This window comes from Stenotrophomonas rhizophila (assembly GCF_020857975.1).
Classification (GTDB): Bacteria; Pseudomonadota; Gammaproteobacteria; order Xanthomonadales; family Xanthomonadaceae; genus Stenotrophomonas; species Stenotrophomonas rhizophila_C.
Window position 1 is genome coordinate 76999 of sequence record NZ_JACWUO010000013.1, and the last position, 15321, is coordinate 92319.

The following is a 15321-nucleotide window of genomic DNA, read 5'->3' on the forward strand; positions in this document are numbered from 1 at the left end:
GCGACATACCAATTTCGCTACGCGGAGGTCGCTTCGACCGTGCGTATCAACGTTCGTGGGCCATCTGCGACACACAACACAAGGCCGGCGTGGAATCCTCCACGCCGGCCCCGGTTCCCGCGGGTGCTTACCAGGCCCGCTTCAGGCCCAGCTGCGCGGCCACGTCACGGAAACTGCCATCGCCACGCTGCACACCCAGCTGGCCCCAGCCGGTCCACTTGCCGCCCAACTGCAACTGCGCGCCGGCCTTGAGCTCGTAGCGATCCTGCGGCGCGGCGCCGTTGATGGCATCGCCGTTGAAGCTGACCGCATTGCCGCGCTGCTGGTGGTACCAGTTGGCGGTGACGAACGGCTGCACCCGGTTGCCGCTGTCCACGTTGGCATGCCCATACGCCCGCACGCCCAGGCGGGTGGTGAGACCGCCGGCCAGCGCGGTCTCGATGCGGGTGCCGTTGGCTTCGGCATGGTCGTCGCTGCGGTAGTCGGTATAGGTGAGCTGCAGCTGCGGCTCGACCAGCAAGCGCGAGCGCTCGCTGCTGCGCGCCAGCCAGGCGTAGCCGGCTTCCACCGAGCCGGTCAGGCTGCGCGCCCGCAGGCGCTCTTCGGCCAGCGCCTGGCCCTGCACGCGCTGGCGGTAGTCGCCCGCCTGCACCCAGCTGTCCACGTACAGGCCGGTGCCCTGCGCGGGATGGGCGAACCAGTTGCCGTAGATGCCCAGCGCGGTGCCATCGACACGGCCCTGCGCCTGGTAGCCGGTGGCGTTGGACAGCACGCTGCTGCTGCTCTTGCCGGCCGCCATCATCACGCCCACCTGGCCACGGCCCTGCTCGCCCCAGCGCGCCAGGTCGGTGCCGATCTGCAGCATGGAACGGTCGCTGCGGACATCCAGCTGGTCCAAGCCGGTGCGCTGCTGGGTCTGGCCACCTTCGATACGCGCCCAACTGCTGCCACGCACGTCGTCCCGGCGCAGGCGCTCGACCAGGTTCGGCTCGCCCAGACGGTCATGCATCGCGTGCTGGAACATGCCCACCGCCGCGGCCTGGTTGGCCAGGTAGGCGCCCGCCTCCGGACGCAGCACCGGCTTGATGATGCCGCCGCCGCAGCCCGGCGCGGCCGGATCGGTCAGGCACGGCTGCGGCGCCGGATCGGTGGCGCTGTCCAGTTCCGAACGCAGGTACCAGTCGCCATCGTTCGGGTCGGTCTTGCCGCCCTGGTACAGGAAGTATTCGTACATCCCGCCGACTGCACGCCCGGCCAGGTCGAAGCGGGCATCGGAGCGACCATCGACCTGGATGATCTGGATGCCGTCCTGGGTTTCACCGCCCAGACCGCCCACGTTGTTGACCGCCACGGCCGCAGTACCGGAGGTATTGCCCAGCACATGCAGCTTGTCGGTGGCCGAATGGTCATCGCCCAGCGCGGTGTTCATCAGCAGCAGGCCGTTGTTGGCGGTGAAGTCGCCGTTGACGGTCAGGGTCTTGAAGTCGCCGGTGGCGGGCGCGTCGAAGGCAACGATGCCGTGATCCAGGCTGAGCCGGCCCACCTGCGAATCGCCGGTCATCTGCCAGCGTGCGCCGCTGGCGATGGACAGGTCTTCGAGCACGCCACTGGTCTTGCCGACCCAGGCCGAATCGCCGGACAGCTGCAGGGTGGTGGCCGCGGTGCTGGCGCCGCTGCCGAACACGATATCGCCGACCGCAACGGCGCGGTCCTGCATGCGCACCAGGCTGGCGTCATCGCCGACCTGCTCCAGGAACGTGCCGTTGCCGGCGCCGACCTGGGCCGCGGCGGTCAGCGTGATGTCGCCACCTTCGCTGCGGATGGCACTGTCGTGCCCGCTGTACAGCGTGCCGCCGGCCATGCCCAGGGTGCTGCCGATCACGTCGGCGCCGACCGCACCGGCGCCTTCGGCGCGCACCTGCGAATCGATCAATTGCAGCTCGGCACCGAACTCGGCCACCGCGCCATGCGCGCCATTGCCGGTGGTCAGTACCTGGCTGCCGCTGGCGGTCAGGGCCGCGCCGGCAGGACCATAGGCATACAGGCCATGGCTGCCGGTACCGGTGGTGTGGAGGCTGCTGTCGGTGATGTTGAGCAGCGCACGCGCGCCGTCGCTGGCCATGCCCGAATGGGTCGGGCTGGCACAGGCATCGCCGGCACCCACCACCAGCGCGCAGGCCATCGCGCCGAAGGCGTTCTCGCCATTGGTCAGCACCTGTACCTGATTGGCGTTGAGCACCGTGTCCGGATCGCCCAGGCTGCCGCCAACCTGCGACAGCAGGCCGATCGAGGAAACGCCATGGGTGGTGAGGTTGGCGTTGCTGATGTCCAGCTGGCCACCCCACTCGGCCACCACGGCCGAGGCGGTGGTGCCGCCGAAGGTGGTGCCGAAGGTTTCCACCGACACGTTGTCGGCCCGCAGCACAGAACCACCGCCCATCGCCTCCAGGCCATAGGCGCCGTTGCCGCGGGTGGTCAGACGCGCGGCGCTGAGCTCGACCAGACCGCCGTCGACCGCGCGAGCGCCCATGGATACGTCGCTGGCGGTGCTGATCTCAGCATGACCGACCTTCAAGGAAGAGCCGACGGTATCGGCGACCACGCCATGCGCATACACGCCGCCGGTAGCGATGGTCACCTGATCCAGATCGACCTGGCCGCCATTGTTGGCGCGCAGGCCATAGGCATGTTCGCCCTCGGTAGTGGAGCGCACGTTGCTGCCGGTCACCCGCGCATCGCTGCCGGTCGCCTCGACGCCGTGTGCATACCCCTCGTGGGTCAGCACGCTGACATCGGACATATCGACCCGGCTGGCATCGGCCGCCTGCACACCGGTGCCGGAGGCATCGATGCTGAGCTGGCTCAGCTGCAGGGCAGCAGCGGAGACCGCCTGCGCGCCCTTGCTGCCGGCGCCGGTGGTGGTGATGCTGCCGCCGCGCATGGCCACGTTCGTGGCCAGCCCGCTGGCGACCACGCCACGCGCGGTGGCGCCGTCGGTGCGGATGCTGACGTTGTCCAGCACCAGGGAGGCGTTGTCGTCGTAGGCCACCGCACCCTTGGCGTCGTCGCCGGTGGTGTGGATGCTGCTGTCGAGCACGGTCATCGAGGAATCGCCCTCGACATCGACGCCATCGCCCCAGTAGCCGGTGGTGGTGATGGTGGTATTGGTGACCAGCGCGTCGCCGCCATGCGAGGTGACCACGCCGGCCGCGCCGACGATGCCGGTGCCGCGGCCGCCATCGATCTGGATGCTGGCGCCGTCGATACGGGCCGTGCCTGCGTCGACCCACGCGCCGCGGGCGTTGTCGCCGCTGACCTGGATCAGCGTGCCGTTGCCGCTGGCATCGCGTCCGAGCTGCAGGTGACCGCCATTGCTGACCCGCGCACCGTCACTGCTGGTGCCGGTGGTCTGGATGCTGCCGCCGTTGAAGGCAACTATGCCGTCAGTGCCGTTGGCCAGCACGCCGATCGCGCTGGTGCCACTGGTACTGATATCGACGCCGCTGGCGTTGATCGTGCTGCTGCCTCCGGAATACAGGCCGTAATTGAAGTTGCCGGTGGTGGTGACCGTAGTGTTGCTGAGGTCGGCAAGCGCACCGGTCGTGGCCAACACGCCGGATCCATAGTCGCCATCGGTGTGGATGCTGGAATCACGCATCTGCAGGGTACCGTTGCCGAGCAGCACGCCGTTGCTGCTGTTGCCCTCGGTCTGGACGGCCACGCGCTCGGCGCTGATCAGCCCACCGGCATCGACGAACATGCCCGAGGCGTTGTCGCCGGTCATGTGGATGGCGCTGTCGCTGATCTGCAGGTGGCTGCCGGCGTCGCGGGCGTCCACGCCATGGGCGGTGCGGCCGCTGGCGTCGATGGTGCTGTTGCGCACCGTGACCTGACCGCCGCTGAAGGCCGCCATGCCATGCACGACATTGCCGGACACGGTGATGGCGGTACCGTCTATGTTCAATGCGCCGCCATTACGGGCCAGGCCACCGCTGGCATCGACGCCGTCAACGCCGATCGAGCCGCCATCCAAGCTGACCGCGCTGCCGGCGCCGTCGGCGAAGATGCCTTCCGCGCGATAGCCCTGGGTGACCAGGTCGGTAGCGGTGGCGATGATCGTGCCGCCGTTGATCGCTTCCAGCGCATGCGCATAGTCGCCATCGGTCTCGATGCTGCCGGCCGGCACGGTGACCACGGTCCCATCGGCAACCTGGCGGTCGGCATCGGCCGCGAAGGTGGCCGATGCCGACAGCGTAAGGATGCCGCCGATCGCAAGCGACAGGGTATGGCGGGAGAGCGTGTTGCGGGTTACCTGGTTCATGGGAATCTCATCACAGAAGGGAGAAGGACCTGGCCCGGCCGCCTCCCTGCTGCTGGAGGTCAATCCCTGGCATTTGCGCCGGCCAATGTGTGTCGGCAGTCGCAAACTACGGACGTATTCAACCCAGTCCTATGCAATTAGTTTCAAAACTTGCGGAACAGATCACGCTATTCATGTGCGGTAGTGCTCTGTATACAGACCGTGCAACCACGCCCAAGCGCCGTTCCAACCTGCTGCCGGGCTTTCGTACTTGTTGTATTGACCACCGCTCCCGACACGCGCAGCGTCGCCACTGCACTGCTGAACTGCCGAGCGCGCATCATGAAAAAGGTCTGGAACCCTGCCATGAGGAGTGGATTGCTGACCATCTCACCCGTCCTGCCGGCCCGACACGCCAGCAGCGGCCAGCTGCCGCGCTGAGCACCGGGCACGCGCATTGAACGGAGATACGCCATGGATACGCTTCGACGCCGTCTGCTGGCCGGCACGGCAGCAGGCTGGCTGGCGCAGTCGCTGCCCGTGCCGGTGAAGGCCGGCAGCACTGCCGACCGCGCCGGCCTGGCCGACGCCAACGCGCCGGCGTCATCGGCCATCGACGCGGTGCTGGCCGATGGCCAGGCCATCGACGGACTGCGCAGCCTGCTGCTGGCAGCCGGTGGCAAGGTGCTGGGCGAGCGCTACTACCACGGCGCGCAGGCCGAGGACCTGCAACCGGTCAACTCGATCACCAAAAGTGTGACTTCGATGCTGGTCGGGCTGGCCCTGCGCCGCGGCAGCCTGCCCGGGCTGTCGGCCCGCGTGGCGCAGCTGCTGCCACGCGCCCGCGCTTGCGTGGCGCCCTGCCCGGCCGCGCAGCTGCACCTGGAGCAGCTGCTCAATGCACGCAGCGGGCTACGCTACGACTGGCTGGCCCAATACGATGCGCTGATGGCCTCGCCCGACCCGATCGCGATGGCCCTGGCGCAGGTGGCCGAGCCGGGCGCAGCCGGGCAGTGGAGCTACAACGACCCGGTGATCGGCCTGCTCTCACCGATCCTGGCCGAAGCCGAGGGCCTGGACCTTGAGGCACTGGCCGCGCGTGAGCTGTTCGCGCCGCTGGGCATCGGGCACTGGCACTGGCAGCGCGATGCGCTGGGCCAACCGATGAGTTATGCCGGGCTGGCGCTGCGCTCCCGCGACCTGCTCAAGCTGGTCTGGATGATGGCCCGTGAGGGCCGCTGGGGGACTGCACCGATCCTGCCGGCGCGCTGGGTGCGGGCCAGCACGCGCTCGCGCGGCACTGCGCAATGGCAGCTGCCCGGTCTGCACGACATCGGTTACGGCTACCTGTGGTTCAGCGGCCGCCTGGATCGCCAGCGGCTGGTCTGGGGCTGGGGCTACGGCGGGCAGTTCGCGCTGTGGGCGCCGGCGCACGGCATTGCCGTGGTCAGCACCGCGACCGCGCCCGAGCCCGCACGGGCGCTGCCGCAGGCCGAGGCGATCATGGCGCTGGTGCTGCGCCTGCTACGGCTGCCGCTGCAGACGCGTCCACAGCGGTGCCGCAGAGCTGGACCAGGGTCTGCACCATCGCGGCCATGCGCTCGCCCTTGAACAGGTAGCCACGCGCGCCGGCCTGCCGCGCCTCCGCCACGGTGGCGTCGTTGCAGCGCGAGGAGAACACCACCACCGGCAGCGCCGGATATGCGCGGCCCAGTTCGCCCAGCAGCTGCCGGCAGCTGCGATCGTGCGCGGCGAGCACGTAGTCGGCCAGCACCACATCGGCCGCGGTCGGGTTGCCGGCCAGCGCGTCCAGCAGTTCCTGGCTGGTGCCAAAGGAACCCACCACGCAGGTAGCCGGATCATCGTTCAACAGGCCCTCCAGGCCAAAGCGGACCAGCGGGTGGTCATCCAGCAGCATCACCCGCAGCGGGCGACGCAGGTTTTCAAGGCTATCGGTCATCGTTGTGCTCCAAAGTTCGGGGGTGCCGACCGCCGCGCGGGCAGGCAGCGGTCATGGTGCGCGCCGGCGTGCCGGATCGATATTCAACGGCTTGCAATCCGGCTGCGCTGGGCCGCCGCCGGACCGGCACGCATAGCGTTCCAGCAAGCTTTCCAGGGTCCGCAGCAGCGCCTCGATCGCCGCGTGCGGCACCGGTGCAGGCTGCTGCAGCAGCGCCTGCTCCAAACCGACGCAGACCTGTGCGGTGTCGCGTTCAGCCATCATCAGCAGCGCTCCGGCCAGCGAATGCAGGCGGCCGATCAACTCGGCCGCGTCCTGCCGGGCAAGTGCTTCGGTGATGCCGGCGATATCCTCGGCGGTGGTGCTCACGAACAGTTCCCGCATTTTCGAACGGCGCTGTCGATCGCGCGCGTCGTCGCCGGCGCCGGCCGATGGCGCCTCCAGTGGCCGTTGCGACGACACGAGGTGGCGGGCCAGCGTCGCCTCCAGCACGTCCAGCCCGACCGGCTTGAGCAGCAGTTCGCTGATGCCGGCGGCCCGGCAACGTTCGCGGTCGGCGGGCAGCGCCGAGGCGGTGATGGCCAGGATCGGGGGCGTCTGCCCGCGTTGCTGCAACGCCAGCGCCAGGTCATAGCCGTTCATGCCAGGCATGTTGATGTCGGTCAGCACCGCCACGTGGGTGCCCGGGCACCACTGCGCGAGCGCCTCCATCGCTCCCGGCGCCGCGTCCACGCGGTAGCCCAGTTCCTCCAGCTGCCACTGGATCAACTCGCGATTGACCGGATTGTCCTCGGCCAACAGGATGCGGCCTCCAGCCGACATCGGCATGCCAGACGCCGGCGCCGTCGAGCGCGCAGCCGGCGCCGGCATGGGCAGGCCGCGTCGACCGATCGCGGCCACCAGCGCGTCGCTGGCATAGCAGGAAAGCAGCACTTCGCCGTCTCCCTGCCTGGCCACCAGCGGCCCGCCGGGAAGCGCCCGCAGCACGCGTGCGTGGACCTGCCGCAATGGTGCTTCTTCCGCCTCGCTCCAACCTTCGCGCGCGCCGCAGACCAGCAGCAGTTCGGCCTGCGCGCCGGCCGGCCATGCCGCCGGGGTGTCGATCACCCGCACATTGGCCCCCAGCGCCGACAGCAGACCACCGAACTCATCCCGCCATTCGGCCCGTGCCGACAGCAGGGTGACGCTGATCGCGGCCAGCGGCTGTGCGCGCGGCTGCGCTGCCGGCACCGGCTCGACCGGCACCTCGAGCGTGAACACGCTGCCATGGCCCAGCATGCTGACGGCCTCGACCCGCCCGCCGAGCAGGCCGGCCAGTTGCTGGCACAACGCCAGGCCCAGGCCGCTGCCGCCATAGCGCCGCGAAATGCTGGAATCGGCCTGCAGGAATGGTTCGAACAGGCGCTGCAGCTGCGCCTCGGTGATCCCGATGCCCGAGTCTTCCACCTTGAAGCGCAGGCGTTGGCGCGGGTCTGCAGCGGAGCGCGCGGCCAGGATGCTGATCACCACCCGGCCATGTTCGGTGAACTTGATCGCGTTGCTGACCAGGTTGTTGAGGACCTGACCGATCCGATGCGCATCGGCCACATAGTCGGTGTGCAGTGACGGATCGATGCGGTACAACAGTTCGATGCCCTTGCGCTGGGCGACGGGCGCGTACAGCAGCGCCACCTGTTCGACCAGGCCGCGCAGCGCGAACGGGGTCGGGTCGATGTCCAGCTGACCGGCCTCGATGCGGGAAAAATCCAGTACATCGCTGATGGTGCCCATGAGCAGGTTGGCCGACAGCTGGATCCGGTTGACGTGTTCCTGCTGAGCACTGCACATCTGCGAACGCGACAACAGCTCAAGGTGGCCGAGTACGCCATTGAGCGGGGTGCGGATTTCATGGCTCATGGTGGCCACGAACACGCTCTTGGCACGGCTGGCCGATTCGGCCTGCAGCCGCGCGTGTTCCGAATCCACCCGCGCCTGCTGCAGGCTGCGCTGCAGCTCGTGCTGGGTGGTCACATCGTGCAGCGCGCAGACCCACACGGCCCGGCCGCGGTAGGTGGCCGGGGCCATGCTCACTTCCAGCCGCATGCCCTGGTGCACCCAGTGCAGTACCTGCTGGCCCTGCCCGGCCTTGCCGCGCACCTGCGCCACCAGTTGCGCATACAGCGGGATGGATGCATCGGCCACCGGCGCAGCCAGCGAACCCGCCACCGCGTTCTCGGCCAGCGCACTGGCATCGGCCGCATCCAGCAGGCACAGGCCGATCGGGGTGGTATCGATGATGATGCGGCTCAGCGCCTGGCTTTCGTAGACCCGCGCGGTGTTCAGCAGCGCCGGAGTGAACACGCGCCGGTCCAGCAGCAGCAGCACCGTCCACAGGATGGCGCTCATCGACAGCGTGGCCGCTGCCTTCAACCACACCTTCCAGCCATTCACCGCCAGCAGTTCTTCCCAGGTATAGAAGTGCAGCAGCCGCCAGTCGATGCCCTGCAGCTGGCTGGCGTCCATGAAGGTGCCGCCAGCGCGCAGGTGCAGCGGCTGTCCGTCGGCGGGCAGCGCAGCGGGAATCATGCGCTGCAGCGCCGCGGCGGCCGCAGGCGTCTTGCCGCTGCTCATCAGCGTGCGGCCCTTGCGATCGATGACCAGGAACGCGCCCTTGGTCGATGCCGTCATGCGTTGCTGGATCCGCTCCAGCGAATCGAAGGTGACCCGCCGGAAATACGCATCGCCCTCGCTGGCCTGGGTCTGGATGCCGACCAGGGCGGGCTGGTGGGTGACTGGATTGAGGTCGACGAAATTGCGCAGCCGCCCCTCTTCATCCGGATACTGGATCGGCCCACGGCAAGGATGGATGCCCGCCACCCGGTAGTCGTGCGATATCAGTATCTGCAGGGCCTGGGCCCGGGTGGACACCTGCAGACGCTGCAGCAGCTCGGCCTCGCTGGCCACCCCGGTGACCGCGAACAGGCGCCCGGCCGGCTCGTAGGCATACATGAACAGTTCCGGGCCGGACTGGACCGCGGTCACCGTGGTGGCGGTGAACGCCGAATACTCGTGCAGCATGCCCAGGTAGGCGGCCAGCAGCGCGGGGTCCATGGTTTCGGTGTGCCGGCCCAGGACCAGCCACGGCAAGGCATTCTTTCCTTCCGCGGTAACCACCAGCTGTTCGCCCTGCCGGATGAACCGGCGGGCCAGCGCCCGACCGCGCTGCACCAGCGCCGGCCGTTGGGTGGTCCACAGCGCGTCATGCGCATTGATCGCCGAGGCGTAGGCGCGGTCGCGCCGACCCAGGTAGTAGTCGACCGCTTCCTTGGCCAGGTGGAACTCGCGCTGGTGACGCAGATGCACATCGCGCGCATCGGCCAACAGGCTGGCCAGCATGGTGGCCAGCAGCAGCAGCGTGATCAGGGCACCGGCACCGAACAGCAGCCGGCGCTGGTGCTGGCGCAGGTCGTTGAGCTGGGCGACGGCTGCGTGGGATAGGGGCATGGGAAGGGCCGATGCCAGCACGGCACGGGCGGATGATCAGGGCAGGCACGATATCGGCCGGGCTCCGGGCGGGATATACAAATAGTTGCAAACTATCGGAATCATGCATTACCCGTAGGGGTGTCGATTGAAGTAGCCGTGGCGATCGCCGAGGAAGACTCGGCGCAGCCCGCCACCAAGCCGTTGCGCAGCAGTTCCATCAGCTCCACATCGCTGTCCACCGACAGCTTCTGCATCGCCACCGCCTTCCGGCGGCTGAGCGCAGAAGCTGCGATTGCGCATCGCGCCGCGCCCGTCCGCCAGTGGGATCGCGCCGCGCCCGGTCACGCCGAAATGGCTGGAACCGCTGAAACTGGACGGCAACTCCTTGACCTGCGCAATTGGCACGCGGCCATGCGCGGTCCGTTGCGCCCAGCCTCCCAATGGCATGGGTACCGCTTGCTTCCCGACGGGAAACGCACATCGAAGGAGGTGATCGACCTTACGTTACCAGACCCATGACCGTCTACTCAACCCAATCCAGCAGACCGCTGCGCAGCACCTCGATCAGCTCCATTTCATTGTTTACACACAACTTGTTCATCGCCACCAATTTCTGCCGGCTGACGGTATTGAGCCGACGGCGCTGAAACTGGGCGATCTTCGACAAGGACAGGCCGCTGGCCCACTGCAGCACCACGCGCGATTCACACGCCGACAACGGCACGCTGGGCCGTGGCCAATCTCTGCCGGGATCGAAAAAATGGCTGCGCGCCCGCAACGAACTGCCCAGGTAGGTCTTTCCGCACAACGCGCTGCGGATCGCCGCGGGCAGTTCCGTTACCGAGTCGGACTTGCTGAGCAGGCTACGCACCCCGCACCGCTCGGCAAATCGCAGCAAGCCCAGGTTCTGCGATGCGGTCATCACCACGATCGGCAACTGGGGATAGCGCTTGCGCAGAAACGGCAGCATGCGTACGCCTTCCGGCAGCCCTTTGCCAGGCATGAACAGTTCGGTGACCAGTACATCGCAGCAATGCCGGTCCAGCGCGTCGACCAGTGCGGTGACATCGCCAACCTCAGCGAGCACGCTGCCGATAGCGGCATTGGTGAGAAAGGTACGGACCCCGATGCGGGTCACAGGATGATCATCGGCAACGATGATGTGCAGCGGCACAGGGCGCTCCTTAGACTCAGGCTCCAAATGCACGTCCCCGCAGTCGCGCAGGGGTCCGGCAGGGGAAAAACGTCCCGTCATCTGAGTTCCGGGAAACGCACCAACTTGAGCTCCGCGGCGCGCCATCGTGCAGTCTGAGGTCAGCAACGCTGCCAGCGCCACCTCAAACGTTAACGCGTTTGTTCCAAACAGAAAAAGTGCAGCAGCGCTTGATTTCAGGCCATGGCAAGGGTGGACGGATCAAGTTGCCTTCAAACGCTTCTGTGCGGACCCGCTGGTCCAGACATGCATAGCCCTTTTCATCAAGCAACCGGGACGATTCCCGACTGCGATGCCCAGACTCACTGAGCCGACACTGAGCGAGGCAATGCAACAGCGACACCGAGCGGATTTGACCGGCATAGTCACAGCGGGAGCATGGCCAATCCATAGCACAATTACGAAATTCATCGATAGCGCACGCGGCCTGGCCGCCGCACATGACAGTCCCTCAACCGCTGTCTCCTTTACCGGAGTAGCAGCTGGGCATGGATTCAGCGCTTCACTACAGATCCGCATCGAACAACAAGGTCACCACCCCCTGGTAATGGCTGCCCGGATGGTCCAGCATCTGCCGCACCGCCTCGCCGCGCACCGCAAACCCGATGCGTGACGGTCGCTGCAGCACATAGCTTTCCACCGTGAACTTCGGCGCGGCCATGCCCACCGTCAGCGGGTAGTCCACCGCATCGCGCCCCAGCGTCTGGTCACGCACCCCCGGCATGGTCAGGGTCACCTCCAGCGGCACGTCCTCGGCGCCGGCCGTGCTGCGGTTGCGCAGCCCGCAACGGCCGTCGGCCAAGGCGATCTCGCATTGCAGCGACACACTGAATGGTGCCGAGGTGTCCAGATTGAACGGCAACTGCTGCTCCAACGAGCTGGGCGCGCGGCCATGATCGGCCCACTGGCTCCAGCCACCGCGCGGCGAAAGGATGACGCGATCACTGCCGGGCGGGAACGTCAACCGGAACGCATGCTTAACTTCCAGGGTGAAATGCATGGTCAAGGTGTCGTCATCCAGGCTGACACCATCGCCCAGATCGATATCCATGCCGGCACCGCCAATACTGTAGGTGGTGCTGCCGGTGTAGATACCGACCTCCATTGCCAGTGGGTTGGGCGTCTCCAGCTCGTAGACGATATCCAGCTCGTGGATTGTCCGATCATCTCGGTTGTTCACGGCGCCGGACCAACAGGCTGACGCCCCCTCACTGTCGTCGTTGCGATGAAACAGGCGCATCGCGCTATCGGCTGCGCTGCCGAAATTGGTCAGAACAACAGTGCAGTTGGCCAACTCGATTCCCTCGCTGCCGTTGTAGGCAGCAATCCGGTACCCCATCCCGACGATGCGTACGACCATGTCAACGTTATTTCCCGCCGCATCGGTCACCGTAATCCTGCGCGCGCCAGGCATTCCGAAATAAAAATCGTTGCGGTTTCCCGTGCCACGGGTGGTCTTGGTACCGCGAATGGCCGTATCGATACCCCACACCCCACGCGCGACGCAGCTTGCATTGTGCACCGGGTGGCTGCACAACCCGGACCACGGCGTAGTGTTGTCAAATGTCCGCTTGTTGGGATCATGCGCGTTGGGCACAAACTCGGCGCTGACATGGATGTCGGCCGCCTCCGCCACCGCCGGCCACAGCAACGGCAAGACCAGGGCCAGCAGCGCCAGGCGCAGGGTTGCAGTGAATTGCATCGTCATGAGAAAACCCGCAGAGCAAAGAAAGCAACGCAATCGGCGCCGCATGGGACAGCGCCGGCGCACAGCGGCGACAGTGGCAGCCTTCATCGCCCCACCCCATCATTCAGCAGCCCCACTGCCAGCGGCGCGGCAGGCAACGGGCAGCGCAGGGTGCCCAGCATCACCACGTCATCCTCGCTGGGGTGCTCGCCGGCCAGCAGGCTCAGCCGGCACTCGCCCACGCTGGGGTGGCGCACTTCCAGCGTGGGCTGGCTGGCGCTCATTTCCAGGGTGAAGAAGCCGCTGGCCTCGCTTACGCTGCGGCTGGTGTGGTTGATCACCTGCGCCCCGGCCAGCGGCCGGTCCTGCGCATCGCGCAGATGGCCCATCACGGTCAGGGTGCGCTGCACGCTCACCTGCTGGTAGGCCACCCCGCCCTTGTTGAGGTGATAGCCCAGCGCGGCCGGCTGGATACTGGCGGCCGGCGCCTCGCGGCCGACGAAATCCAGTTGCAGCTGACCGCTGCGATAAGCCGCCACCGGCACGAAATTGCGGCCCGGCCGCAGCGTATAACTGCCACCACGGCTGTCATGCGCGCCCAGTTTCAGCCCGGGCAGATCGCTGGCCAGATCCACGATCATGCCGGTGCCGGCGCCACTGCCGAGCTGGCCGCCGGCCAGCGCCAGATGACCGCCGCCGATGGCCATGGTGCTTTCCAGATTCACGCTGCCGCTGAGCTGGCCACCGGCCGAGCTGCGCTGCGCCTGAAGATCGCCACGCAATGCCGGGTGCTCGAACTGCAGGCTGCTGCCCACGCCCACCCCTTCGCGGTCGACGCTGGCCTGGGCACCGATGCTGCGCACCAGCCCGTCCTCGAAACTCTGCTGCACGCCGCCGCCGGCATACAGATCGCGGCCGCCGGTGCGGCCGGTGCGGGTGCCCAGGTTGGCGCTGTAACGGCGCTGCGCCTGGCCCAACGCCAAGCTCAGGGTGAAATCGACGCCACGGTTGCGGCGCTGGCCGGAACTGGCGTTGGCCGGGCGGTCGAATACCGACGCGCGCCAGTTGGCGTCGCTGCCGAACAGGCGCTGGCGGCGGTTGAACGACAGATCCAGCCCGACCCCGCTGCTGACGCCCTGGCTGTGCGATACCCGCGCCGAAAGATGGCCGCTGTTGCCCACCCGATGGTTCAGCGCCAGCGCACTGTTGCGCAGCCAGCCCGAGCGGGTGGGGAACTGCGGCCGTTCCGCCTCTGCCCAGCGTCCCGGGTAGTAGTCCTCATCCTCGCGCCGGCGCTCCTGCCAGCTGCGGCTGTGCGAGGCCACCACGGTGCCGCGGGCATAGCGCCAGATACCCTGCACATCCAGCCCGCTGCCATCGCCGCTGTCGGCGCCGCTGGCGCGGTAGGCGTTGGTATACAGATTGAAACGATCATGCACCTGCCAGTCCAGCGAGGTACCAACGGCCTGTTGGCGACCAACCTGCTGCACCGACAGCCCGACAATCGCACGCGGGTGGGCCAGGTAATTGACGATGCCACCGAAGGCGCCACGGCCGCGCTCGGGGTCGTGGAAACTGTCGAACAGGCTGCTCTGGTAACCGGCGAACACACTGTAGCGCCAGCGCCGTTCCGGGTTGGCCCAGTTGCCGGGCTTGTGGATCAGGCTGCGCTCGCGCGAGGTCTCGCGGCCATCCTCGACCACCCGCAGCTCCACCTCGTAGATGCCGCCGGGCAGACGCCGGGTATCCACCCGTTGCAGGCCCGGCTGCAGTGCCTGGGTCAAAATCAGACTGCCATCGCGGTAGACCTCCAGCATGCCTTCGCGGTTGGCGGTGACATACACCGGGTACACGCTGGGCGCGCTGCTGTCGGCCAGCAGGATATCCGAGCTGCCGGCCATCAGCCCCAGGCTGGTGTAATTGGGCGAATTGGGCGCACGTGGCTGCCGGGTTACGCCCTGGAAATTGGGCAGAAAGTACCCCACCCGCAGAAAATGGTCGCGCAGTTCGCGCTGTGCATACAGGCTTTGCACCGAATGGCGCAGTACGGCGCCTTGTTCGCTGCTGCGGTCCAGCTGGTAGCTGGCCACGGTAGACCAATGGCCCAGGCTGCCCTGCGCATCCAGCGCGTAGCGGCCGGCCGTATTGAAACCCTGCCCGGCATAGGCATTGAGCTGGTGGCGCAGGATCAGGCCACGGCTGCCGGCGTCGGGCAGCTGCAGGTAACGCTGGTCCGCGGGGGTGCGTTGGCCCTCGCTGGTGGCCAGCGACAGCAGCGAACTCTCCAGGCTGTAGTGCAGGCGCTGCAGCCCGGGCGCACACTGCCCGGCGCACTCGCCCAGCGGCTGCGGCTCGGCCAGCGCATGCAGCCAGCGCTCACGTTCGCGATCGGGCAGAGCACTGTCGGCACTGTCGCTGAAATCCAGCAGCTGCACCCGGTTGTCGCGGCTCAGCACCGCCCGTGCATCGCCCAGATACTGACCATCGCGCTCCACCCGCACCACCAGCGGCACGTCGAAGAAATGCGCCTGGAAGTCTTCGGGCAGGTCATCGGCCTGCTGCAGAAGATTCACGCTGTCCCAGGCGGCGGGTGCGGCCAGCGCCCATGGCGCGCAGCAATACAGGCTGGCGGCCAACGCCAGGGGACGGAGTCGCAGCGACATCGATAACCTCACAGACAGGCCGGGGGAGCGCGC

The 15321-nt window shown here is 67.5% G+C and carries 8 protein-coding genes; 2 read left to right on the top strand and 6 right to left on the bottom strand.

Annotated elements, in window-relative coordinates; translation table 11 throughout:
* Positions 1-127: 127 nt before the first annotated feature.
* A complete protein-coding gene (locus IC535_RS13340) occupies positions 128-4321 on the bottom strand; it encodes an autotransporter outer membrane beta-barrel domain-containing protein (protein WP_228886459.1) in 4194 nt (1397 codons plus the stop codon).
* Between the two features lie 453 nt (positions 4322-4774).
* Here IC535_RS13340 and IC535_RS13345 point away from each other — a divergent pair, with 453 nt between their 5' ends.
* Entirely contained in the window at positions 4775-5911 is a 1137-nt protein-coding gene (locus IC535_RS13345) for a serine hydrolase domain-containing protein (protein ID WP_228886458.1), read from the top strand.
* Here IC535_RS13345 and IC535_RS13350 read toward each other — a convergent pair.
* Together IC535_RS13350 and IC535_RS13355 are read right to left on the bottom strand one after the other, a co-directional pair.
* Complete coding sequence (locus tag IC535_RS13350) at positions 5802-6260, bottom strand: response regulator (protein ID WP_228886457.1); 459 nt, start codon at positions 6258-6260, stop codon at positions 5802-5804. The genes IC535_RS13345 and IC535_RS13350 overlap by 110 nt on opposite strands.
* A gap of 51 nt (positions 6261-6311) precedes the next feature.
* Positions 6312-9743 carry a hybrid sensor histidine kinase/response regulator gene (locus IC535_RS13355; RefSeq protein WP_228886456.1) on the bottom strand — a complete coding sequence of 1144 codons (3432 nt, stop codon included), beginning with the start codon at positions 9741-9743 and terminating at the stop codon, positions 6312-6314.
* A 120-nt stretch (positions 9744-9863) separates the two neighbouring features.
* Between IC535_RS13355 and IC535_RS13360 the strand changes: the two genes are divergently transcribed.
* Positions 9864-10244 (top strand): hypothetical protein, encoded by a 381-nt coding sequence (locus IC535_RS13360; RefSeq protein WP_228886455.1) that lies wholly within the window; start codon positions 9864-9866, stop codon positions 10242-10244.
* A gap of 4 nt (positions 10245-10248) precedes the next feature.
* On the opposite strand, the gene IC535_RS13365 is transcribed toward IC535_RS13360, so the two are convergent.
* The 3 genes from IC535_RS13365 to IC535_RS13375 form a co-directional block, all read right to left on the bottom strand.
* A complete protein-coding gene (locus IC535_RS13365) occupies positions 10249-10899 on the bottom strand; it encodes a response regulator (protein WP_228886454.1) in 651 nt (216 codons plus the stop codon).
* A 544-nt stretch (positions 10900-11443) separates the two neighbouring features.
* Positions 11444-12646: a hypothetical protein gene (locus tag IC535_RS13370; protein ID WP_228886453.1), complete on the bottom strand. Its 1203-nt coding sequence runs from the start codon at positions 12644-12646 to the stop codon at positions 11444-11446.
* A gap of 83 nt (positions 12647-12729) precedes the next feature.
* Positions 12730-15288, bottom strand: a complete 2559-nt coding sequence (locus tag IC535_RS13375) for a TcfC E-set like domain-containing protein (protein WP_228886452.1) — start codon at positions 15286-15288, stop codon at positions 12730-12732.
* Between the last annotated feature and the right edge of the window lie 33 nt (positions 15289-15321).

What these genes read in the sequence shown, in the direction of transcription:
- IC535_RS13375 (WP_228886452.1), bottom strand. Translation starts at nt 15,288, where the DNA reads ATGTCGCTGCGACTCCGTCCCCTGGCGTTGGCCGCCAGCCTGTATTGC.
- IC535_RS13350 (WP_228886457.1), bottom strand. Translation starts at nt 6,260, where the DNA reads ATGACCGATAGCCTTGAAAACCTGCGTCGCCCGCTGCGGGTGATGCTG.
- IC535_RS13355 (WP_228886456.1), bottom strand. Translation starts at nt 9,743, where the DNA reads ATGCCCCTATCCCACGCAGCCGTCGCCCAGCTCAACGACCTGCGCCAG.
- IC535_RS13345 (WP_228886458.1), top strand. Translation starts at nt 4,775, where the DNA reads ATGGATACGCTTCGACGCCGTCTGCTGGCCGGCACGGCAGCAGGCTGG.
- IC535_RS13340 (WP_228886459.1), bottom strand. Translation starts at nt 4,321, where the DNA reads ATGAACCAGGTAACCCGCAACACGCTCTCCCGCCATACCCTGTCGCTT.
- IC535_RS13370 (WP_228886453.1), bottom strand. Translation starts at nt 12,646, where the DNA reads ATGACGATGCAATTCACTGCAACCCTGCGCCTGGCGCTGCTGGCCCTG.